Source organism: Anaeromyxobacter oryzae (assembly GCF_023169945.1).
Lineage (GTDB): Bacteria > Myxococcota > Myxococcia > Myxococcales > Anaeromyxobacteraceae > Anaeromyxobacter > Anaeromyxobacter oryzae.
Map to the genome: position 1 here is coordinate 5,427,666 of NZ_AP025591.1, position 18,795 is coordinate 5,446,460.

21 protein-coding genes are annotated in these 18,795 nt (G+C 70.4%); 9 read left to right on the top strand and 12 right to left on the bottom strand.

Going from position 1 to position 18,795, the window contains the following annotated elements; translation table 11 throughout:
- Window positions 1-486: 486 nt before the first annotated feature.
- Window positions 487-1,395: a hypothetical protein gene (locus tag AMOR_RS23555; protein ID WP_248354746.1), complete on the bottom strand. Its 909-nt coding sequence runs from the start codon at window positions 1,393-1,395 to the stop codon at window positions 487-489.
- 199 nt (window positions 1,396-1,594) lie between these two features.
- Here AMOR_RS23555 and AMOR_RS23560 point away from each other — a divergent pair, with 199 nt between their 5' ends.
- From AMOR_RS23560 to AMOR_RS23575, 4 genes are all read left to right on the top strand, one after another.
- On the top strand, window positions 1,595-2,485 hold the full coding sequence (locus AMOR_RS23560; RefSeq protein ID WP_248354748.1) for a hypothetical protein: 891 nt from the start codon (window positions 1,595-1,597) through the stop codon (window positions 2,483-2,485).
- A gap of 125 nt (window positions 2,486-2,610) precedes the next feature.
- Window positions 2,611-3,420 (top strand): cation transporter, encoded by an 810-nt coding sequence (locus tag AMOR_RS23565; RefSeq protein WP_248354750.1) that lies wholly within the window; start codon window positions 2,611-2,613, stop codon window positions 3,418-3,420.
- 261 nt (window positions 3,421-3,681) lie between these two features.
- Window positions 3,682-5,235 (top strand): hypothetical protein, encoded by a 1,554-nt coding sequence (locus AMOR_RS23570; RefSeq protein WP_248354752.1) that lies wholly within the window; start codon window positions 3,682-3,684, stop codon window positions 5,233-5,235.
- A 526-nt stretch (window positions 5,236-5,761) separates the two neighbouring features.
- Window positions 5,762-7,024, top strand: coding sequence for an epoxide hydrolase family protein (locus AMOR_RS23575; protein WP_248354753.1), 1,263 nt, complete (start codon window positions 5,762-5,764; stop codon window positions 7,022-7,024).
- A gap of 142 nt (window positions 7,025-7,166) precedes the next feature.
- Here the strand turns inward: AMOR_RS23575 and AMOR_RS23580 are convergent, their stop codons facing one another.
- Together AMOR_RS23580 and AMOR_RS23585 are read right to left on the bottom strand one after the other, a co-directional pair.
- Window positions 7,167-7,559 (bottom strand): GFA family protein, encoded by a 393-nt coding sequence (locus tag AMOR_RS23580; RefSeq protein WP_248354755.1) that lies wholly within the window; start codon window positions 7,557-7,559, stop codon window positions 7,167-7,169.
- Between the two features lie 149 nt (window positions 7,560-7,708).
- Window positions 7,709-8,134 (bottom strand): VOC family protein, encoded by a 426-nt coding sequence (locus tag AMOR_RS23585; protein ID WP_248354757.1) that lies wholly within the window; start codon window positions 8,132-8,134, stop codon window positions 7,709-7,711.
- Between the two features lie 599 nt (window positions 8,135-8,733).
- On the opposite strand from AMOR_RS23585, the gene AMOR_RS23590 reads away from it, so the two are divergent.
- Window positions 8,734-9,087 (top strand): C-GCAxxG-C-C family protein, encoded by a 354-nt coding sequence (locus AMOR_RS23590; RefSeq protein ID WP_248354759.1) that lies wholly within the window; start codon window positions 8,734-8,736, stop codon window positions 9,085-9,087.
- 315 nt (window positions 9,088-9,402) lie between these two features.
- Here AMOR_RS23590 and AMOR_RS23595 read toward each other — a convergent pair whose 3' ends face one another.
- The 4 genes from AMOR_RS23595 to AMOR_RS23610 all read right to left on the bottom strand — a co-directional run bounded on the left by AMOR_RS23595 (window position 9,403) and on the right by AMOR_RS23610 (window position 11,639).
- Complete coding sequence (locus AMOR_RS23595) at window positions 9,403-9,681, bottom strand: hypothetical protein (RefSeq protein ID WP_248354761.1); 279 nt, start codon at window positions 9,679-9,681, stop codon at window positions 9,403-9,405.
- Window positions 9,682-9,881: 200 nt separating this feature from the next.
- A complete protein-coding gene (locus AMOR_RS23600) occupies window positions 9,882-10,145 on the bottom strand; it encodes an acyl-CoA-binding protein (protein WP_248354763.1) in 264 nt (87 codons plus the stop codon).
- Between the two features lie 340 nt (window positions 10,146-10,485).
- Window positions 10,486-11,073 (bottom strand): zf-HC2 domain-containing protein, encoded by a 588-nt coding sequence (locus AMOR_RS23605; protein WP_248354765.1) that lies wholly within the window; start codon window positions 11,071-11,073, stop codon window positions 10,486-10,488.
- On the bottom strand, window positions 11,070-11,639 hold the full coding sequence (locus AMOR_RS23610; protein ID WP_248354767.1) for an RNA polymerase sigma factor: 570 nt from the start codon (window positions 11,637-11,639) through the stop codon (window positions 11,070-11,072). The genes AMOR_RS23605 and AMOR_RS23610 overlap by 4 nt, the downstream gene beginning before the upstream one ends.
- A gap of 134 nt (window positions 11,640-11,773) precedes the next feature.
- Between AMOR_RS23610 and AMOR_RS23615 the strand changes: the two genes are divergently transcribed.
- Window positions 11,774-12,520, top strand: coding sequence for an oxygen-binding di-iron domain-containing protein (locus AMOR_RS23615; RefSeq protein WP_248354769.1), 747 nt, complete (start codon window positions 11,774-11,776; stop codon window positions 12,518-12,520).
- Between the two features lie 249 nt (window positions 12,521-12,769).
- Window positions 12,770-13,150, top strand: a complete 381-nt coding sequence (locus AMOR_RS23620) for a VOC family protein (protein ID WP_248354771.1) — start codon at window positions 12,770-12,772, stop codon at window positions 13,148-13,150.
- Window positions 13,151-13,253: 103 nt separating this feature from the next.
- Here the strand turns inward: AMOR_RS23620 and AMOR_RS23625 are convergent, their stop codons facing one another.
- Both AMOR_RS23625 and AMOR_RS23630 read right to left on the bottom strand, forming a co-directional pair.
- Complete coding sequence (locus AMOR_RS23625) at window positions 13,254-13,664, bottom strand: ester cyclase (RefSeq protein WP_248354773.1); 411 nt, start codon at window positions 13,662-13,664, stop codon at window positions 13,254-13,256.
- Window positions 13,665-13,736: 72 nt separating this feature from the next.
- On the bottom strand, window positions 13,737-14,141 hold the full coding sequence (locus AMOR_RS23630; RefSeq protein ID WP_248354775.1) for a VOC family protein: 405 nt from the start codon (window positions 14,139-14,141) through the stop codon (window positions 13,737-13,739).
- Window positions 14,142-14,408: 267 nt separating this feature from the next.
- Here AMOR_RS23630 and AMOR_RS23635 point away from each other — a divergent pair, with 267 nt between their 5' ends.
- Window positions 14,409-15,074 carry a class I SAM-dependent methyltransferase gene (locus tag AMOR_RS23635; protein ID WP_248354777.1) on the top strand — a complete coding sequence of 222 codons (666 nt, stop codon included), beginning with the start codon at window positions 14,409-14,411 and terminating at the stop codon, window positions 15,072-15,074.
- Here AMOR_RS23635 and AMOR_RS23640 read toward each other — a convergent pair.
- Both AMOR_RS23640 and AMOR_RS23645 read right to left on the bottom strand, forming a co-directional pair.
- Entirely contained in the window at window positions 15,067-16,248 is a 1,182-nt protein-coding gene (locus AMOR_RS23640; RefSeq protein ID WP_248354779.1) for an alpha/beta fold hydrolase, read from the bottom strand. The two genes, AMOR_RS23635 and AMOR_RS23640, sit on opposite strands and share 8 nt — an antisense overlap.
- 63 nt (window positions 16,249-16,311) lie before the next feature.
- Window positions 16,312-16,995, bottom strand: a complete 684-nt coding sequence (locus AMOR_RS23645; RefSeq protein WP_248354781.1) for a winged helix-turn-helix transcriptional regulator — start codon at window positions 16,993-16,995, stop codon at window positions 16,312-16,314.
- A 167-nt stretch (window positions 16,996-17,162) separates the two neighbouring features.
- Between AMOR_RS23645 and AMOR_RS23650 the strand changes: the two genes are divergently transcribed.
- Window positions 17,163-17,480, top strand: a complete 318-nt coding sequence (locus tag AMOR_RS23650) for an EthD family reductase (RefSeq protein WP_248354782.1) — start codon at window positions 17,163-17,165, stop codon at window positions 17,478-17,480.
- A 96-nt stretch (window positions 17,481-17,576) separates the two neighbouring features.
- Here the strand turns inward: AMOR_RS23650 and AMOR_RS23655 are convergent, their stop codons facing one another.
- Entirely contained in the window at window positions 17,577-18,617 is a 1,041-nt protein-coding gene (locus AMOR_RS23655; RefSeq protein WP_248354784.1) for a zinc-dependent alcohol dehydrogenase family protein, read from the bottom strand.
- Window positions 18,618-18,795: the final 178 nt, after the last annotated feature.

An 18,795-nucleotide genomic window follows, 5' to 3' on the forward strand; every position in this document is an offset into this window, starting at 1 on the left:
GGGTCGCCGCGCCTCTGGCCGCCATCTCGCTTGGGAACAGCTCGGATGCCCTGTCGAACTCGGGGCCGTCGATGTCCCGTGATCGCGGGAAGTGCCGACGGGGGATCCGAGCGCTCGCTTGCGTGGCCGCCGCGATGGTGGCAGCGTCATTCCGCCGCACCCGCTGGACCTCCGGATTCCCAGCATCGAGTCGCTGACTCGCACGGGGGGCATGTCACCCAATCCGCACCAAGGAGCCGTGATGCGCCTCGCCCTCGCCGGGATCGCCGTCGCCCTCTTCGTCGTCCTCGGCGCGGCCGGCTGCAGCAGCGGCTCGAGCAAGGCTCCCGGCTGCACCGACGCCACCACCTGTCCGGCGGCGTCCGGACCCTGCGTGACCCCGAGCTGTGTGAACGGTCAGTGCGGCGAGACGAACAAGAGCGCCGGGACCGTGATCTCGGACGCGACCGTGGGTGACTGCAAGTCGAGCCAGTGCGACGGCATCGGTCACCTCGTGCTGGGGAACGACGACGCGGACGTGCCCTCGGCCGGACCGTGCACCTCGGGCTCCTGTACGGCGGGCGTGCCCGGCCAGCAGGACAAGGCGGCCGGAGCGCCCTGCGCCGCGAACGGCGGCACGCTGTGCGACGGCGCGGGGACCTGCGTCCAGTGCCTCACCGGGACCGACTGTGCCGGCGGGCTCTGCCTCGCGAACGTCTGCACGACGCCGACCTGCGTCGACGGGATCCTGGACGGCGCCGAGACCGGCGTGGACTGCGGCGGCGGCGCCTGCCCGGCGTGCGCCGACGGCAAGGCCTGCGTCCTCGGGCGCGACTGCTCGAGCGGCGTCTGCGCGTCGGGCTCGTGCCAGTCGCCGAGCTGCGCCGACGCGGTGAGGAACGGCACCGAGACCGACGTGGACTGCGGCGGCACCACCTGCCCGCGCTGCGGCACTGCGAGGACCTGCGCTTCCAACGGCGATTGCGCGAGCGGCGCCTGCAGGGGCAACGTCTGCGCCGCGCCGGACGGCGACGCCTGCGCCGCGCCCGGCGCCTGCGCGAGCGGCTTCTGCGTGGATGGGGTCTGCTGCAACACCGCCTGCACCGGCACCTGCACGCGGTGCGACGCCGGCGGTGCGCGGGGCACCTGCACGTCGAGCGTCGCGGGCAGCGACCCGAGGAACGATTGCGCCGCGTCGGCGCCGTCGACCTGCGGCAACGCCGGCGTCTGCGACGGAACCGGGAGCTGTGCGCTCTGGCCCGCCTCGACGGTGTGCGCGCCGGGCTCCTGCAGCGGCGGCACCGTCACCCCGGCGGCGACCTGTGACGGGACGGGTACCTGCGCCGTGGCGAGCTCGGGAAGCTGCGGGCTGTACACCTGCAACGCGGCCGGGGACGCGTGCCGGACGAGCTGCACGGATTCTACCGACTGTACCGCCGGGAACCTCTGCATCGGAGGCGCCTGCCGGGCCCCCACCTGCAGCGACGGGCTCGAGGACGGGGCCGAGACCTCCGTCGACTGCGGCGGCGGTACCTGCCCGCCCTGCTCCAACGGAAAGGCCTGCAATCTGAACGCAGACTGCTCGAGCGCCTTCTGCTTCGGTGGCGTCTGCACCGTGCCCACCTGCAGCGACGGGATCCAGAATGGCGCCGAGACCAACGTGGACTGCGGCGGCGGCGTCTGCCCGGGCTGTCCGGACGGAAAGCTCTGCAACCAGGGCACCGACTGCGCGAGCGGCTTCTGCTCGGGGGGCTTCTGCACCGCCGCGACCTGCACCGACGGCGTCAAGAACGGCGCCGAGACCTCGATCGACTGCGGCGGCGGCACCTGCCCAGCCTGTCCCGACGGGAAGTCCTGCCTCGCGAGCGGCGACTGCACGAGCCGGCTGTGTCTCGGGAACGTCTGCACGGCCGCCAGCTGCGTCGACGGGGTCCAGGACGGCGCCGAGACCGGGGTGGACTGCGGCGGCGGCGTGTGCGCGCCGTGCACCGACGGGAAGGGCTGCAACCTGAACGCCGACTGCTCGAGCGGGCTCTGTCAGGGCAACGTCTGCGTCCCGAAACTCGTTCAGGGGGCCGCGTGCACCTCGAGCTCCTCCTGCGGGACCGGGTTCTGCGTGGACGGGGTCTGCTGCAACACCTCGTGCACCGGGACGTGCATGGAGTGCAACGCGCCCGGGACGACGGGCAGCTGCACTCCGATCTCCTTCGGGACCGACCCGCAGCACGAGTGCGGCTCCGCCACGACCTGCAACCTCGCCATCTGCTCCGGGTCCGGGGCCTGCGTGTACGCCTCGCCGGCCACGCAGTGCGCCGCGCAGTTCTGCACTGGCTCCACGCTGACGCTGGGTGCGAGCTGCAACGGCACCGGGACGTGCCTCTCCGGGGCCCAGCTGTCGTGCGCGCCGTACACGTGCACCGGCACCGGGAACGCGTGCCGGACCTTCTGCACCATCGACGGAGACTGCGTGGCCGGATCGACCTGCGTCGCCGGCGCCTGCCAGTGAGGGAAGGGGAGGCGGGACCTGCCGCGCCGGCGGCGGCTGCGTCCGGACGACCTGGTTCACGGACCTCGAGCAGGTCACCGTGCTCCCGTGGACACCGACGAGACGACGGGTTACTGAGCACCGCCATGGTCGCACCCGGTCCGATGAAGAGCGTGTTCGCCGTGCCGAGGATGGACTGCCCGTCCGAGGAGCGGATGATCCGGATGGCACTCGACGGTGTGGTCGGGATCTCGGACCTCCGCTTCGACCTCGGGGCGCGCACGGTCACGGTCGCTCATGCGGGAGATCCTGCCCCGCTCCTGGCGAAGCTCGAGTCGCTCGGCCTGGGTGCGCGCCTCTCGCGGACGGAGAAGGCCGACCCCGTAGACCTCGCCGTGCCGGTGGACGACGCGACGGAGGCCCGGACGCTGCGCGTCCTTCTGGCCATCAACGCGGCGATGTTCATCGTCGAGCTCGTGGCGGGCTGGCTCGCTCAGTCGAGCGGGCTCATCGCCGACTCGCTCGACATGCTCGCCGACGCGACGGTGTACGGGCTGAGCCTGTGGGCGGTTGGGAAGGCCGCAGCGGCGAAGGTCCGCGCGGCGCACGTGTCGGGGATGTTCCAGGGCGTGCTCGCCGTCGGGGTCCTCGCGGACGTCTTCCGGCGGGTCGTGGCCGGAAGCGCGCCCGAAGCCCCCGCGATGGTCGGGATCTCGCTCATCGCGCTCGCGGCGAACGTGAGCTGCCTCGTGCTCATCTCGCGGCATCGCCACGGCGGCGCGCACATGAGGGCGAGTTGGATCTTCTCCACGAACGACGTGCTCGCGAACTTCGGCGTCATCGTCGCGGGCGCCCTCGTCGCGTGGACGGGGTCGCGGATCCCGGACCTCGTCGTCGGGGCCGCCGTCGGCCTCCTCGTGCTCGCCGGAGCCGTGCGTATCCTTCGGTTGAGGTGACAGTCCCTCGTCGAACCGGAACCGGACCGGCCACTCGCCTTCCCGAGCGCGCCCACCCCCGGAGGGAGGTATCCGGGACGGCGCCTGCCCTGCCGGCGGGCTCCCGAGCCCCGGCACCTCGCCTCTCCTCGCATCGACGGGAGCGGAGCGCTTGCCCCTTCACGGAGTGGAACGCCCGTAGCCTCTCGATCATGCTCGACGGAACGAGAAGAGGGGGCGACCGCGGAGCGCGTGAGAGCTCCTCCGGGAGGAGGACGGTACATGAGCAGCGAGCCTCCGATCGTCGATGCCTCGGAGTTCAGCGCGATGGTGGCCTCCCGAGCCAGCTCTCTGCTGGGCATCGCCGGGCGGATCAGCGCGGTGGACCTCGCGGACCTCGAGTCCACGCTCACGTTCCTGACCCGGCCGCGCCTGGCGGTGATCCACTCCGAGGCCATGCAGCTCGAGGAGCTCCTGGACGCCTACGGGGCCCTCGCGAACGAGCGCTGGCGCCCGTTCCGCGGCGTGGTCGCAGCCATGAAGCTCTTCGCGCGCGTCCATTACACGCTGGTCCACCTGACCCACGCCTCGCCGCACTACCGCCTCCTCTCCGAAGAAGGAGACCTGACCGCCGGTCTGCTCCCGGCTCGGAGATTCGCTGCACGGGTGCTCCAGACGGGGAGCCGGCGCCTCGTGGAGATGGCCCCATCCCTGGGTCTCACGCTTCGTCCCGCCGACATCTGCGAGGAGTCCCTGCCCGTCGGTCGCCTGCCTCAGGACTGTACCCCTCGTCACGTGAACGACGTTGCGGAGACGGTGGCTCGCCTGGCCACCGCCTTCCTCAACCTCGCCGGCGAAGCCTCCCGGCTGGCATCGCCGGCCGGGAGCGGGGACAGCCCGCGAGCTGCCCTGCCCACCGAGAACGAGCTACGCCTCGTGGCCGAGGACTTCCACAACCTGCAGGCGCTCTACGACACCCACGTGGCTCGTACGGACGCGGAGCACGGAGACGCGGAGCTTCTCTCGCTCCGCGGTCACGCCTCGGTCGTCTATCACCTCCTCGACGTGGCGACGGAGCTGACTCACTACCGAGAACGCCACGTGCTCCACGCGCCGACGGCCAATGGTGAGGTCCGCCTCTTCGCGCGCCAGCCCGACTGCATCGAGCCGGAGGATCTGGAATCGGTGCTGCGCGACTCCTTGCTCGCGCTCGCAGCCCGGTACGTGCAGATCGGCCGGACCCTCGCCCAGCAGCTGCTCCGGCGCTACGCCCAGCAGGGCGAGATCACCGTGCCGGTTCCGCGGTTTCGCGGCTTTCACGTGCGGCCCTCCACGCTCGTGGCCCGCGTGGCCCTTCACTACGGCAGCGCGGTCTCGATGACGTTGGAGGACGAGACGTACGACGCGGCCTCTCCGCTCGAGCTCTTTCGCGCCAACGAGCTGATCAACGCCAAGAAGCGCCGCTGGCTGGCCCAGGAGATCGGAACCCTCGTGAGTGGGACCGACGGCCGGCTGGGCGATGACCTGGTCCGGTCCGTGCGCAGCGTGCTCGTGCGCCTGGCAGCGGAAGCCAAGGTGATCCTCTACGAGCAGCCGCTGCCGCCCATCGAAGGCAACGTCGGCGAGGGGCAGCCGGTGCTGTCCTTCGTCGTCGAGGCGGTCGCCAGGCTCCAGGCGCTCGGCAAGATCGACATCGTCGCGAACATCACCGCGACCTTCCGAGGAGATCGGCGTGTGCTCGAGGACATCCGGCTGCTGGCCTCGAATGGCTACGGTGAGGATGCGTACGGAAACAACATCGCTCTGCCCGGCGAGCTGAGCTACCTGCGGCGCTGACCTCCTTCCACCGGCGGACGCGACCCAACCAGCGGACGAAGGCCGGCGTCGAGCGCGCGCCGTCAGGGCTGCGGCGTGCGCCGGGCGGGATCCCGCTCGAGCGCGGTTCATCTGCGATCAGGTCGCGTGATGGGCGTCGGTCCTCTGGAAAGGCGTTGGTCAGCCCTCCTGCTCTGAAGGCAACAGGATTTCGTTGACGCGAAGAGCGTAGGCACGAGAGGTCGCGCCGAACGGGTGCACCACAGATTCGCTGGAAACGACGAGCGGAGTGCCGGACCCACGACGCTTCGACACGAGGACCAGGCGGTCGGGGGCGCGTGCCGCTGGAGAACGCTGCGAGCGCCGACCGCGAGGCGGGGGGTGTGACGCTCGTCTCTTGCGCCCTCACTGCCAGGGGACGATCCTCCCGCCCCTCGACGACGCCGTACGACACGCTCGAGCACACCTCTCCGCCGCCGAGACGTCGCGCATCCCTCGCGCCCGGGTGCAGCGTTCGCTTGCGGGCGCGTCAGAAAGGCCACCAGCCATGACCGAGGTATCCCAGACCGGCAGTGAGGCCGCTGTTCGTCGCGGCGAAGAGACCGCAGATGTTCGTCCGTTTCGCGTGAATGTTTCCGAGGCGGAGCTCACCGAATTGCGCAGGCGCATCAAGGCGACGAGGTGGCCTGAACGGGAGACGGTCACGGATCAATCGCAAGGCGTGCAGCTCGCGACGGTTCAGCAGCTCGCCCGGTATTGGGCAACGGATTACGACTGGCGCAAGTGCGAGGCGAGACTGAATGCCCTGCCGCAGTTCATGACCGAGATCGATGGGCTGGACATTCATTTCATTCACGTTCGTTCGAAGCACGAGAACGCATTGCCGCTCATCGTCACGCATGGATGGCCCGGGTCGGTCGTCGAGCAGCTGAAGGTCATCGATCCGTTGACCAATCCCACGGCGCATGGCGCCAGCGCCTCGGATGCTTTCCATGTGGTGATCCCGTCGATGCCAGGCTACGGATACTCGGGCAAACCGACCACCTCGGGGTGGGATGCAGCCCACATCGCGCGTGCCTGGGTCGTGCTGATGAAGCGACTCGGGTACACGAAATTCGTGGCGCAAGGCGGCGACTGGGGCGCGATCATCACCGAGCTCATGGGCGTACAGGCGCCTCCGGAGTTGCTCGGCATTCACACCAACATGCCTGGCGTCTTTCAGGCCGACATCGACAAGGCGGCTCTCTCCGGGGCGCCGGCGCCATCGGGGCTCTCGGCCGATGAGAAGGTCGCTTACGAGCGTCTGCAATTCGTCTATCAGAAGGGAATCGCCTACGGGTACCAGATGGGGCTGCGACCGCAGACGCTATATGGAATCGCGGACTCACCCGTCGGCCTGGCGGCCTATTTCCTCGATCACGACGCGCGCAGCTACGAGCTGATCTCGCGCGTCTTCCAGGGCGCATCCGAAGGCCTCACGCGCGACGACATCCTCGACAACATCACGATCACCTGGCTGACGAACACGGCGCTCTCTGGCGCCCGTCTCTACTGGGAGAACTGGGGCAAAGTCGGGTTCTTCAACGTCAAAGGCGTCTCCATCCCGGTTGCCGTGAGCGTCTTCCCTGACGAACTCTATCCAGCCCCGCGGAGCTGGGCAGAGCGGGCGTTTCCCAAGCTGATCCATTACAACAAGCTCGACAAGGGCGGGCACTTTGCGGCCTGGGAACAGCCGCAACTCCTGTCGCAAGAGGTTCGCGCGGGCCTCAGGTCGCTGCGGGGCGCGCAGTCGCAGCCCACCGTGCACTGAGGTCGACGCCGAGGGCGAACCGCACTTCCCGGCGCTCCGCCGCCTCGGCGGTGCGCCGGGACGAGCCACCCGTCGCTCTGGCGCTCGCGCGCGTACCCCCCTCGCGTTCAGCCGCGACCTGCCCAGGCACCGTTCCTGCGACCTACTCCTCGAAGCGACCCGTGGCGTCACGATCGCGGTCGTATCGTCTCGTGAGCGGAAACGGCGGCAACCAGGACTCGCGACGGACGATCCAGCTCTCGTAGGTTGGCATCAGCTGGTCAGGGGCATCCAGGGAACCCAGGTTCACTTCGATCTCGTCTGCGCTGCGTCCGAAGATGGACGAGCCGCAGCGGGGACAGAAATACCGCCCGGCGTAGTCGCGTGTTTCCCCATCGATCGTCACCGCATCCTGGGGGAACACCGCGGAAGCGTGAAAGAGGGCCCCGTGATGCTTGCGGCAGTCGAGACAGTGACAGAGGCCGACCCGGTATGGGTGTCCCGACGCCACGATTCGGACGTTGCCGCACAGGCAACCGCCGGTGAATCGGTCCATGGTGCATCGCCTCCAGAATCATGCGTGGTTACGGGCCACTGCCAACCGCCGGCGCAGGAGGCGGTCTGACCGGCAGGTTCAGATATCCGCGCTTCTCGGCGACCGCTGGTCAAGTCCCGAGTTCGCAGTGACCCGGAGCGCGACGGCGGTCACGCCGGCATCTCGGTCAATTGTCCGACCTCGATGAGATAGCCGTCGGGATCCCGCATGTAACAACGGATCTCATCCGCGTGCTGCTTCGGGGGCGTGAGGAACTCCGCGCCCCGGCGCCGCCACTCCTCGTAGGCGGCGTGGATGTCGGCGACGCGGATGTTCAGGAACGAGCTCGTCCTGTGAGGATCCCGTGGTGGCTCGAGGATCACGTCCGGCTTGTCGTCGGTCGGTCCACCTCCGACGTTGATGATGATCCAGCTGTTGGCGAGCTTCACAGCCGTTGGCTCGCCCTCGAAGACGACCTGTCCACCGAGCACGTCCCGATAGAACGCGGCCGAACGAGCGACGTCACGGCTCGTGATGAAGTGCGTCAGGACGATACCTTCGCTGGGCGCCGGGAACTGCTCCTGTCCTGAATCCATCTTGTTGCCTCAGCGGCTGAGCAGCTCAGCCAGAAGGCATCGTGGTGCCCGCGAATGACTGGCTTTCGGGGCATCGGCGATGACGTAGACACGTCGCGGCGCCTGAGCGGCCGGAGGGCCTGGTCTGTGAGTTGCGGCGCTGCGGCGGAGGGTGCAAGAGACGAGCGATTCGCACTTCCCCCGCCTCCCGGCGGATCGCTTGAAGCAACTCCCAGCGGCAGGTGCCCCGCCCGGCTGATGGTGACCTGGCGTGCCCCGAGGGGTTCAGCAGGTCTTCCGACCGCCGGGAAAACTGGAGTGCGGGCGCTGTGACGCTCGTTGAGTACGGGACCGCTCGCCCCTGCGCCAAGCGCCGTCAGGTCGCGCGCGGCTCCAGTGGGCTACGACATGTGGATCTCGGGACGGGCGCTCGCGATGCCCACGAGCGTCCATCGAGCCTACGATGCCGACGAGTCGTGGGCAGCGGACTCAGTCCAGGGCGACCGTGTATCCTCTGCGCCATGACACACGTCGCGGACGCGGATCGGGCGGCTGAGCTCTTCTCTCGAGGCTTCACCTGAGGGCAGGCCGTGCTCGGTGGGTTCGCCGAGAAATACGGGATGCCGCTGGAGCATGCTGTCCGGACCGCATGCGCGTTCGGCGGAGGCATCGCCGGGACGGCCCAGACGTGTGGCGCCGTGAACGGCGCGCTCATGGTTCTCGGCCTCGCCCACGCGACGGCTGAGCCCGGGAACGGCCCCGCCCGCCAGAACACGTACGCCGCGACCCGGACCCTCCTCGACCGATTTCGCGAGCGGCACGGCTCGGTCAACTGCCGTGAGCTACTCGGCGTCGACATCGGGACGAGCGAGGGACGGGAGCGCGCGATGCGCGACGGGCTGTTCGTGACGCGCTGTCCCGTGTTCGTCCGGGAGGCCGCCGTCATGACAGCGGAGCTGGTCTGCGTCGGGTGAGGGCCGCGCGATCGGTATCCACGGGCGCCTCGATGAGAGGCGGGAAGCCGACGCCTCGGTGCATACGGGCCGTCGTGAGGGCGGCCAAGTGCGCCCTTCCGATCATCGGGGCTCGCGATGGGCGACCGAAAGAAGAGAGCCCCAGAGAATCCGGGGCTTCTCGCAATACCGTAGCCACCCGAATCATTCCGGTCCCTGAGCGCTCGATGGGGCATCCGAGCGCCCACCGCGGGACATCGTGCGCACTCGCGATGCCCGCGAGAGCCCACCCATGGCCCCACGGCTGGCGGGCGTCACGGTCATCGAGGCGGTCGTTCACACGACGCGGCGGTCGGGGTCCTTCTCGTTGCGCAATCTTCTCGCGCCCACGGCGGTGCCGATCCATGTCAGTGCGAAGGTCGCGACGAATGCTGCGACGCTCAGCAGATCGCTCGCCTGCATCTGGGACCAGCCCATGACGATGGCGAGGACCGGAAGCACGGGAGCAACCACGAAGTAGTCGGGAAACATCGTGAATGGAATGTCGGCGTGCCCGCCTCCCAACTCGAAGAACAGAACCGTGAACGCGACGCTCGACGCGAGATACGCGATCACGGCACGGGCAACCGTCGCCGTGGCCTTCCTGCGTCTGGGTGCCATCGAGGTCACGAACGGAGACGAGAAGAAGGCAGTCGGCGTGCTCGACGAGGCGAGACGGCGCGGAGGAACCGGGGATCGTGCTGAGCGTATGCCACCAGCGCGACGAAGTCCTCAATCTTGCGCGGACGTCAACGCGAGCCCGCAGCCCCCGCGCCTCAGCCAATCGTCTTGACGAGCGACTCGACCAACGCCACGTAGGCCTGCATCGCGGCAGCCTTGTCGGTGCCGCGCCGCGCGGTCCACGCGTCGTGCTTCGCCCGCCCGACCATGTCGAGCATCCCCGGGCGTTTGCCGGTGACGTCGCCCTCGGTGGCCTGCTTGAAGAGGCCGTACAGCGCGAGCAGTTGATCGTTCGATGGCCGCTTCGCGAGCTTCTTCACGCGCTCCTGCGCGGCGGCGAAGTCCTGTTCCAGCGCCACGTCGCACCCCCGGGAAAGGCCGCCGCCCAGGAGGGCGCAGGCGGCGGAGCCATGATCCGCCGGGGCCGCGGCGTGCGCGCGAGCCCAGTGGGGGCGGCGGAGGTCCCTCACCGGTCAGTACGCTGATTCTTCCTACCTGGAGCAGCGGTTGAGCCGCACCAGGACCGAGAGCCGCTCGGCGCCGCGCACGTGCACCATCGCCGGAAACAGCGAGACCAGCAACGCCGCGTCGGGTGAACGAAGACGAAGTAGCGCGTTCGAGGTCGAGGCCTTCGACGTGCGGGTCAAGCCGGTCGAGCCGGGCTACGGCCCTACCACGCGCTTCGCGAGCAACGGCTTCTCAGCGCGGCGAGGCGGGGCCGGTCCAGGGCTCGTGCGCCAGCGCGTACTCACCGGCGATCGACTCACCGTGACCGGAGACGCGGACCACCTGAAACGAGACCTGCGTGACCGGTCGGCTTCGCTCGACGGCGGCGGGCGTGAGCCAGGTCAGCGTGCCGGTGGTCCGGTCCAGCGGCACGTCCTCGGCCCGGAGCACGGGCTCGTCCCCGAAGCGGGCGAGGAGGTCGAACCGGCTGCCCGGCTCGCCGATCAGCGCGCTGACGTCGAGGACGGCCGCCATGACCTGATCCTCGGGCCACGCCGAGCAGGGGACCACCTGTCCCGGACCGATCCGGTACCGGTGCACGCGCACCCCGTCGCGCTCGAGCCGGGACACGAGGCCGGAGGTCGCGGGACCCGCCACGGCGCCGCTCCGCGCCAGGGCGGCGACCGCGCGCGCCAGATCGCCCACGCGCTCGGCTCGGCGCGAGCAGGCGTCGCAATCGAGGAGGTGCTCCTCCAGCGCGTCCGCACGCGACGGGGCGAGGTCACCGGCCCACCAGTCCGCGAGGTCGTCCCAGGTCACGCAGCGCAGGTCGGTGGTCATCCGGCGGCCTCCTCGACACCGAGGCACGTTCGCAGGCGCCGCAGGGCGCGGTGGCGCACGATGCGGACGTTCCCGGCGCTCAGGCCATGCTCCCGCGAGATCTCGTCGGCGGCCTGCTCCGCGTAGAACGTCGCCAGCAGGACGGCCCGTTCGCGCGAGGCGAGCGCCTCGAGGCACCGCGCGAGCCGTTCGCGCGGGAACGGCTCCGGCGTCGGATCGTGCGGGGAGGGGAGGGGGTCGGCGGCCAGGAGCGCGTCGCGGCGGCGCCGGGTGCGGACCGTGCTCCAGGCGAGCTGCCGACACGTCGCGAGCACGAAGGAAGCGACGCGATCCGGCTCGCGCACGCCGCCCGCGCGGAGCCGCGCCACGACGGCGACGAGGACGTCCTGCGCCAGGTCCGCCGCCGCGGCCTCGTCGCGAAGGTGACGCAGCCCGTAGAGCCGGATCCGCGGGTGGAACCGCCGGCACAGCGCCTCCTCGGCCGCGCCATCGCCGGAAGCCGCACGCCGAGCGAGCTCTCCATCGGACGCGTCCTGCAAGGCGCCCGCTGCCTCCGCCCAATCCATGGCCAGGGCCGTAACGCGGGCCGGCGTCGGGCGCCGCGGGCGCCCCTTCCGTGGCGGCGAAACGCTGGCCGCGGTCGCGGCACCTCCGCGATGCACGCGCGCCGCCACTCGGGCGCGGCAAGCGAGGGACGCACATGGTCACGAACACCGCCTCCGGAACCCGCGTCGACGAGGTCTCGAGCGGGATCTACCGCATCTCCACCCCGATCCCGCCGGCGGCCATGCCGGGCGGCTTCAGCTTCAACCAGTATCTCGTCGTCGACGAGGAGCCGCTCCTCTTCCACACCGGGCCGCGGCGCCTGTTCCCGCTGGTACGTGAGGCGGTCGGCGCGTTGATCCCCCAGGAGCGACTGCGCTGGATCAGCTTCTCGCATTACGAGGCGGACGAGTGCGGGTCGCTGAACGAGTGGCTGGCGATCGCGCCGCGCGCGGAGCCGCTGTGCGGGCAGATCGCCGCGATGGTCTCGATCGGCGACGTCGCCGACCGGGCGCCGAGGGCGATGGCGGACGGCGAGACGCTCCGGCTCGGCCGACACGAGGTGACCTGGACCGACACCCCGCACCTCCCTCACGGCTGGGAATGCGGGTACCTGTTCGAGCGGAGCACGGCGACGCTGCTCTGCGGTGACCTCTTCACGCAGCCGGGTTGCGCGGAGGGGCCGGCCGTGACCGAGGGTGACATCCTCTCGCCGAGCGAGGCGATGCGGCGGGCGCTCGACTACTTCAGCGCGACGCGGAAGGTCTCGTCCCTCATCGAGAAGCTCGCCGCCCTCCGTCCCTCGACGCTCGCGTGCATGCACGGGCACGCATGGAAGGGCGACGGCGCTGCCCTGCTGCGGGCGCTGGGGGACGCGCTGGCGGGCTGCGGGGAGAAGAGCTGATCGCCTCGCCGGCGGCCTGGGGCCTGGGCTTCACCCGTGCGGTCTCCCTGCGAGCACGGCGGGCTGGCAACTCGGGCGCCGAGGGCCCATCGTCCCCGTCGAACGCATCAGACGGGAGCCGCGCCATGCTCGAGCACGTCAGCCTCCGATGTAGCGACTCGAGGGCGAGCCGGAAGTTCTACGAACGCGTCCTGAAGCCGCTCGGGTATGTTTGCGACATGAAGTACGGCGACTCGTTCGGCTTCAAGGATGACGCCGGGCGACGAGACAGAGGGTAATTCAGAGATGACTGTTCACTATCTGGAGATCGTCAGCAACGACGTGGACACCCTGACTGCGCTCTACCAGCGCATGCACGGTCTCTCCTTCGGTCCCCCAGACCCCGATCTCGGGCAGGCCCGAGTTGCGACTCGAGCGGACGGATCTCTGGTCGGCATCCGGAAGCCCCTGGCCGCGCATGAGCAGCCGATCATGCGGACCTACCTCGCGGTCGAAGACATCCAGCAAGCGGTGAAGAAGGCCGAGGAGCTCGGCGCGACGATCGCGTATCCCCCGACCCGACAGGGACAGCGGGGAACCTTTGCGATCGTGATCCAGGGCGACGTGCAGCACGGACTCTGGCAACGCTAGCCCGCTGCCCCGTGCAGCCGGAATCCGCAGCGCCTCAGTTCTTCGCCTGGCCCTTCAGGATCGACTCAGCAGGGGACGCCAGGTGGATACCGCTCGCACTCGCTCACGCCACCCTCCCGCCGCCTTGCGTGAGCTGGGCTTCGATGGCCGCCTTGTCGATGACCGACCACACCTCCGCGATTCTCCCGCTCCGGAACTCGTAGAACACGTTCTCGCTGAAGGAGACCTTCCTTCCGTCGACGTGCAGGCCGAGGAACTCTCCCTCCGGCGTGCAGTCGAAGCGCAGCCGGCACGCTACAAGGGGCGGTTTCGAGACGAGCAGCTGAATGTCGAAATGAAGGTCCGGAATCGAAAGGAAGTCTCTCTCGAGCATCTCCCGATAGCCTGATATCCCGATCCGCTGGCCGTTGTAGCGCACTTCGTCCTGAACGAACTGTCCCAGCCTCGACCAGTCCTGCGCATTCAGGCAGGCAATGTAGTCCCGGTAGACGTCGGAGAGGTCGGCTCTGGCCATGGCGAGTGCTCCTCCATCGAGGTCGGGGCGGCAGAAGATGCACGTCAGGTCGGGCCCGCCCGCCGGCACCGGCTATCGAGCGGGCTCGAAGAGCTCGATGGGATTCCCGTCCAGGTCCTCGAGCTGGACCTGTCGACCGCCAGGTCCTGTCTCGATCTCGTTGCGAAAGCGAACCCCGGCGTTCTTCAGCTCGGCGATGAGGCCCGGAAGATCCGCGACCTTCAGCACCACCCGGTTCCAGCCGCCCGGCTCCTGCTGCCGACCATCCGGCATCGGTCGCGAGCCTGATGCGCCTGGGCCGCTGAGCAGGATGTGCGCCTCGCCGAGAGAGACGTTCGCGAACGCGGGGAGCTGCTGGTGCTCCAGCTTGAATCCGAGATGTTGCGTATAGAACGCCACGGCGCGAGCGACGTCCTTCACCTGATAGCGGACGCCGTGAACGCCCTTCACGAATGACTTCGTCGTCGCCTGGGCCATGCGCGTCTCCCCTCCTGGTGGAATTCTCTGATTCCCGTGCTCGGCTCCCGCAATACCGAGATCGGGCACGCACCTGCTGTACGACCAACGCACCGACCGATGCCCCGAGCGACGGGGATTCCCACCGCCCGCGGACGGGCTCACCCGTGCACGTTTGGCCGATCCCCCGGCAGGTTCGGCGCGAGATCAGGGTTCGGTCAGGACGTGAGCGGAACCCCTCCGTACGTATTCGCCCGTGGCGCCGACGTGCGCACGAGGAGGACGGACATGCACCCGCACCTGAGGGACACGATGAGCGCGAGCGAGATCCTGGACCACCCCATCCGCGCCCGGATCAACGCGTGGTTCTTCCGCGCGATGGACGGCTACGTCCACCGGAAGTACCGGCGCGTGAAGCGCGAGCTCTTCGGAGGGCTGCCGCGCACGATCCTCGAGATCGGGGCCGGGGACGGCGCCAACTTTCGCTACCTCGAGCCGGGAACACGAGTGATCGCGATCGAGCCCAACGTCCACATGCACGCGAGCCTGCGGGCGGCGGCCGCCCGGCACCGCGTCACGGTGGACGTCCGCGCCGCGGTCGCCGAGCACTTGCCGGTGCCGGACGGGAGCGTCGAGGCGGTGATCTCGAGCCTCGTGCTCTGCACCGTGACCGATCCGACGCGCGCACTCGCGGAGGTCCGGCGCGTGATCCGACCCGGCGGCCGCTTCTGGTGCGTCGAGCACGTCGCGGCGCCGGAGGGGAGCCGGATCGCGCGCGTGCAGCGGTTCGTGAAGCGGCCGTGGCGGTGGTTCTTCGAGGGCTGCGACACGCAACGCGACGTCGCCGCGCTCTTGCGGGAAGCCGGGTTCGCCGCCGTCGAGATCACGCCGTTCACGCTGCGCACGGCCTTCCTGCCGATCCGCCCTCAGATCGCTGCGGTCGCGGTCAGGTGAGCGCCGCGCCGGGCCGGGCGGCCGCCCGCTCGAGCAGCGCCACGAGCTCACGCTCGAGGGTGGGGCGACCGCCGAACAGGAACGCGTGGTCCTCGCCGGGGACCTCGACGAGGCGCGCGCCCGGGATCGCGGCGGCGAGCGCGCGCCCGTTCCCGACACGCACGACACGGTCGCTGGTCGCGTGCAGCACGACGGAGGGCGTCTGCACGCGCTGCAGCAGCGGCCGGACGTCGATCCCGAGGTTCATCCCCAGCAGCTCGAGCGCCGCGCCGGGGCTCGCGCCCTCCTGCTCGGCCCGGGCCGCCCAGGCGCGAAGCGGCGGGGTGAGGTGGCGGGCGGGGACGAACGCGCGCATCGTCGCGCCGGTGCCCCAGCCGTGCGCGATGTACCCGCGCAGCGTCGCGACCTCGACCTCGCTCCAGCCGGCCGGGTGGTCCGGCGCGGCCGTCATGCGGGCAAAGGCGCCGACGAGGGCGAGGCCGCGCACGCGGAGCGGGCGCGTCACGGCGAAGGTGAGCGCCAGCGGACCTCCCTCGGAGAACCCGACCAGCACCGCTCCGGGGGACCGCACCGCGTCGAGGACGGCGTCGAGGTCCTCCACCCGCTGCGGCAGCTGCGGCAGCGCCTTCACGCGATCGCTCGCGCCCGTCCCGCGCTTGTCGAACAGGAGCACCCGGGCGCGCGCGGAGAGCGCGCGGACGATCTCGGAGACGCCCCGCAGCTCGAGCGCCGCGCGCATGCCGAGCGACCACCCGAGCACGAGGACGACGTCGAGGGGACCCCGCCCGACGGTGCGGTACGCGACGTGGACGTCGCCGGAGCGGACGTACCTCGGGGGCGCGTCCGCCACGGCGTCCGCCGGGTCCGGCTCGACCTCCGCGAGCTCGCCCACGAACCGGTATCCCTGCCGCGCGTGGGTGCGCAGCAGCCCGCGATCTGCCGGACGGAGCGCGCGGCGCGCGAGGCTCACCGCCCGCTGGAGCGACGCGTCCGTGACGACCGCGTCCGGCCAGAGCTCCCGCAGGATCTCCTCCTTGGGGACGACGCGATGCCGGTTCCGGACGAGATAGGCGAGCACCGCGAAGACCTGCGGCTGGAGCGGCCGCGGCTCCCCGGCGACTCGCAGCTCGCGGCGCGCCAGGTCGAGCTCGTACGCTCCGAAACGCCAGCTCATGCCGCCCATGTAGCTCCTGCGTCGCGCGCTCGCCGCGCGATCGCCGCGCGCGACGGCCGAAGTTCACCCCGCCGCGGCGTTCGCCGGCGGGACATCTGCGAACAGGTACCGCTCGAACCAGCGCTCCAGGTCCCGAATCCGGCCGTGCCGAACCTCGATCCTCATCCCCTCGCGGCGCGCCTTCGCCAGGCTGAGGTCGCCCCGCCACCACGCAACCAGGGTCCGCAAGCCGGAGCGGATCACGAGCCGCTCCGGGAATCCGGGGTTCTCCGCGCAGAGTGAGACCTCGCTGGCGCGGAGGAGGAGGTAGCGAACTGCGCCGGTGCGGCCGGCGTCGGGGATCTCGAGGCGGACGAGGAACGGTGAGCTGGGGAGCGCCGAGGGTCGCACGCGCCGGTGCATGTCCCAGAGCAACAGATCGGCGTCGAGCTGCTCGGGCGGGAGCGTGCGTGGCAACCAGCGCTGCCCCCACACCCCCAGCTCACGAACGACGTTGCCCAGCTCCCGGCCCGATTCGGTCAGCGAGTACGTCGGCCCGTCCTCGTCGTGACGGACGAGGACGTGCAGATCGGCCAGCTCGCGCAGGCGGGCGGAGAGCATGGTTCGAGAGATGCGCGGGATGCCTCGCTGGATCTCGCTGAAGCGGCGACTCCCGCTCAGCAGCTCGCGGACGATGAGGATCGACCAGCGCTCGCCCAGGACGTCCAGCGTGCGCGCGATGGAGCAGAACTGACCGTAGCTCGTCATGCCGGTAGCCTAGTCGGGCCCGCAGGCCTGGGCTGGTGGATTCCGTGCCGGCGGGCGGCCCGTGCCGCGCGTTCGCGAACCGGTACGAATTCCGTACCGGACGCGCCGGCGGCACCTGGCTAACCAGTCCTCGCGCGCCGGATTCCCCGGCGCAGGAGGAAGCCAGGATGTCAGCCCATCTACTCATCATGTACCCCCACCCGAAGAACGCCGCGGCCTTCGACCGCGTCTACCGCGAGGAGCACCTGCCGTACGCAGGACCTCGCCTGGGAGGCGCGACCGGCGTGGTCAGCCAGCGCGTCGTGTCGGCCGACGGTAAGCGAGCGCCCTACTACGCCATCTCGGACGTCACGTTCCCCAGCCTCGACGCGCTGCTCGAGTGCGCCAGCTCGCCGGGCGCCGCCGAGGCGCTCCAGCACGCGAGCTCCATCAGCACCGGCGGGCCGCCGACGATCGTGATGGTCAGCGACGACCTGGCCGGCTAGGCGCCCGGGAGGTCCTCCACGCGTCCCTTGCGTGGACAGGATGCTGCAGCGCCCCCGATGCCGGCGTCGGGGGCGCTGCGATCACATCGAAGGCCGTCAGGGCTCGATGACGACGGTGACGCCGACGCCCTCGAAGCGATCCATCGAGGTGAGCGCCTCGACGGACTGCGCCAGGGTGATCGTCCGGCCGACCAGCCGCGCCGGCGCGAGGCGGCCCGACGCGATCATGGCGAGCATCTCGCCATAGCGGTGCGCCTGCATGCCGTGGCTGCCGCGGAGCTCCAGCTCGTGGGCGATGACCTTGGCCATGGGGATGCGAGGCGTGGCGTGCTCGTCGAGCATGAGCCCGATCTGAACGTGACGCCCGCGCCGGCGGAGGCAGGCGACGGAGTCGAAGCAGGTCGATGGGTGCCCGAGCGCGTCGAGGGAGAGGTGCGCGCCCCCGCCGGTGGCCTCGACCACGGCGTCCACCACGCTCGGGACCGCGCGCGCGTTCACCGTGACCGCTGCGCCGAGCGAGCGCGCGAAGGCGAGCTTGTCGTCGGCGATGTCCACCGCCACGACCTGCGCTCCGAGCGCCGCGGCGATCTGGACGGCGGAGAGGCCCACGCCGCCGCAGCCGTGCACCGCCACCCACTCGCCCGGGCCTGCCCGACCCTGATCCGCCACCGCTCGGAACGAGGTGGCGTAGCGGCAGCCGAGGCTCGCCGCGGTCGTGAAGTCGAGCGCGTCCGGCAGGCGCACCAGGTTGACGTCGGCATGGTGGATCGAGACGTAGCGCGCGAAGGAGCCCCAGTGCGTGAAACCCGGCTGGAACTGCGCCTCGCAGACCTGGTGGTTCCCGGTGCGGCACTCGCGGCAGGTGCCGCACCCGCACACGAACGGGACGGTGACGCGGTCGCCCGGCCGCCACCGCGTCACCCCGGGGCCCGCCGCCTCCACGACGCCGGCCAGCTCGTGGCCTGGGACGTGCGGGAGCCGGATGTCCGGGTCGTGCCCCATCCAGCCGTGCCAGTCGCTCCGGCAGACGCCGGTGGCCATGACGCGGACGACGACGCCGTGCGGTTCCGGGGCGGGATCCGGGAGCTCGAGCAGGCGGAGCGGAGCGCGGAAGGCGTCGTAACGGACGGCGAGCATGCGTGGTCTTCTACCGCTCGGCGCGCGGCGGCGCGATCCCAGCGGAGGCTCACGGGAGCCGTACCTGGAAATCGACGCGTCGGGCGCAAGGTGGTTGCGCGAGGCGTGACTCTGGCTCCGTTCTCGACGCTGCACCACGGAATGGCAGAGCACGCTGGCGACGAGCGCGTGAGCGGTG

What these genes read in the sequence shown, in the direction of transcription:
- AMOR_RS23565 (WP_248354750.1), top strand. Translation starts at nt 2,611, where the DNA reads ATGGTCGCACCCGGTCCGATGAAGAGCGTGTTCGCCGTGCCGAGGATG.
- AMOR_RS23570 (WP_248354752.1), top strand. Translation starts at nt 3,682, where the DNA reads ATGAGCAGCGAGCCTCCGATCGTCGATGCCTCGGAGTTCAGCGCGATG.
- AMOR_RS23575 (WP_248354753.1), top strand. Translation starts at nt 5,762, where the DNA reads ATGACCGAGGTATCCCAGACCGGCAGTGAGGCCGCTGTTCGTCGCGGC.
- AMOR_RS23580 (WP_248354755.1), bottom strand. Translation starts at nt 7,559, where the DNA reads ATGGACCGATTCACCGGCGGTTGCCTGTGCGGCAACGTCCGAATCGTG.
- AMOR_RS23585 (WP_248354757.1), bottom strand. Translation starts at nt 8,134, where the DNA reads ATGGATTCAGGACAGGAGCAGTTCCCGGCGCCCAGCGAAGGTATCGTC.
- AMOR_RS23590 (WP_248354759.1), top strand. Translation starts at nt 8,734, where the DNA reads ATGCCGCTGGAGCATGCTGTCCGGACCGCATGCGCGTTCGGCGGAGGC.
- AMOR_RS23605 (WP_248354765.1), bottom strand. Translation starts at nt 11,073, where the DNA reads ATGACCACCGACCTGCGCTGCGTGACCTGGGACGACCTCGCGGACTGG.
- AMOR_RS23610 (WP_248354767.1), bottom strand. Translation starts at nt 11,639, where the DNA reads ATGGATTGGGCGGAGGCAGCGGGCGCCTTGCAGGACGCGTCCGATGGA.
- AMOR_RS23615 (WP_248354769.1), top strand. Translation starts at nt 11,774, where the DNA reads ATGGTCACGAACACCGCCTCCGGAACCCGCGTCGACGAGGTCTCGAGC.
- AMOR_RS23620 (WP_248354771.1), top strand. Translation starts at nt 12,770, where the DNA reads ATGACGCCGGGCGACGAGACAGAGGGTAATTCAGAGATGACTGTTCAC.
- AMOR_RS23625 (WP_248354773.1), bottom strand. Translation starts at nt 13,664, where the DNA reads ATGGCCAGAGCCGACCTCTCCGACGTCTACCGGGACTACATTGCCTGC.
- AMOR_RS23630 (WP_248354775.1), bottom strand. Translation starts at nt 14,141, where the DNA reads ATGGCCCAGGCGACGACGAAGTCATTCGTGAAGGGCGTTCACGGCGTC.
- AMOR_RS23635 (WP_248354777.1), top strand. Translation starts at nt 14,409, where the DNA reads ATGCACCCGCACCTGAGGGACACGATGAGCGCGAGCGAGATCCTGGAC.
- AMOR_RS23640 (WP_248354779.1), bottom strand. Translation starts at nt 16,248, where the DNA reads ATGAGCTGGCGTTTCGGAGCGTACGAGCTCGACCTGGCGCGCCGCGAG.
- AMOR_RS23645 (WP_248354781.1), bottom strand. Translation starts at nt 16,995, where the DNA reads ATGACGAGCTACGGTCAGTTCTGCTCCATCGCGCGCACGCTGGACGTC.
- AMOR_RS23650 (WP_248354782.1), top strand. Translation starts at nt 17,163, where the DNA reads ATGTCAGCCCATCTACTCATCATGTACCCCCACCCGAAGAACGCCGCG.
- AMOR_RS23655 (WP_248354784.1), bottom strand. Translation starts at nt 18,617, where the DNA reads ATGCTCGCCGTCCGTTACGACGCCTTCCGCGCTCCGCTCCGCCTGCTC.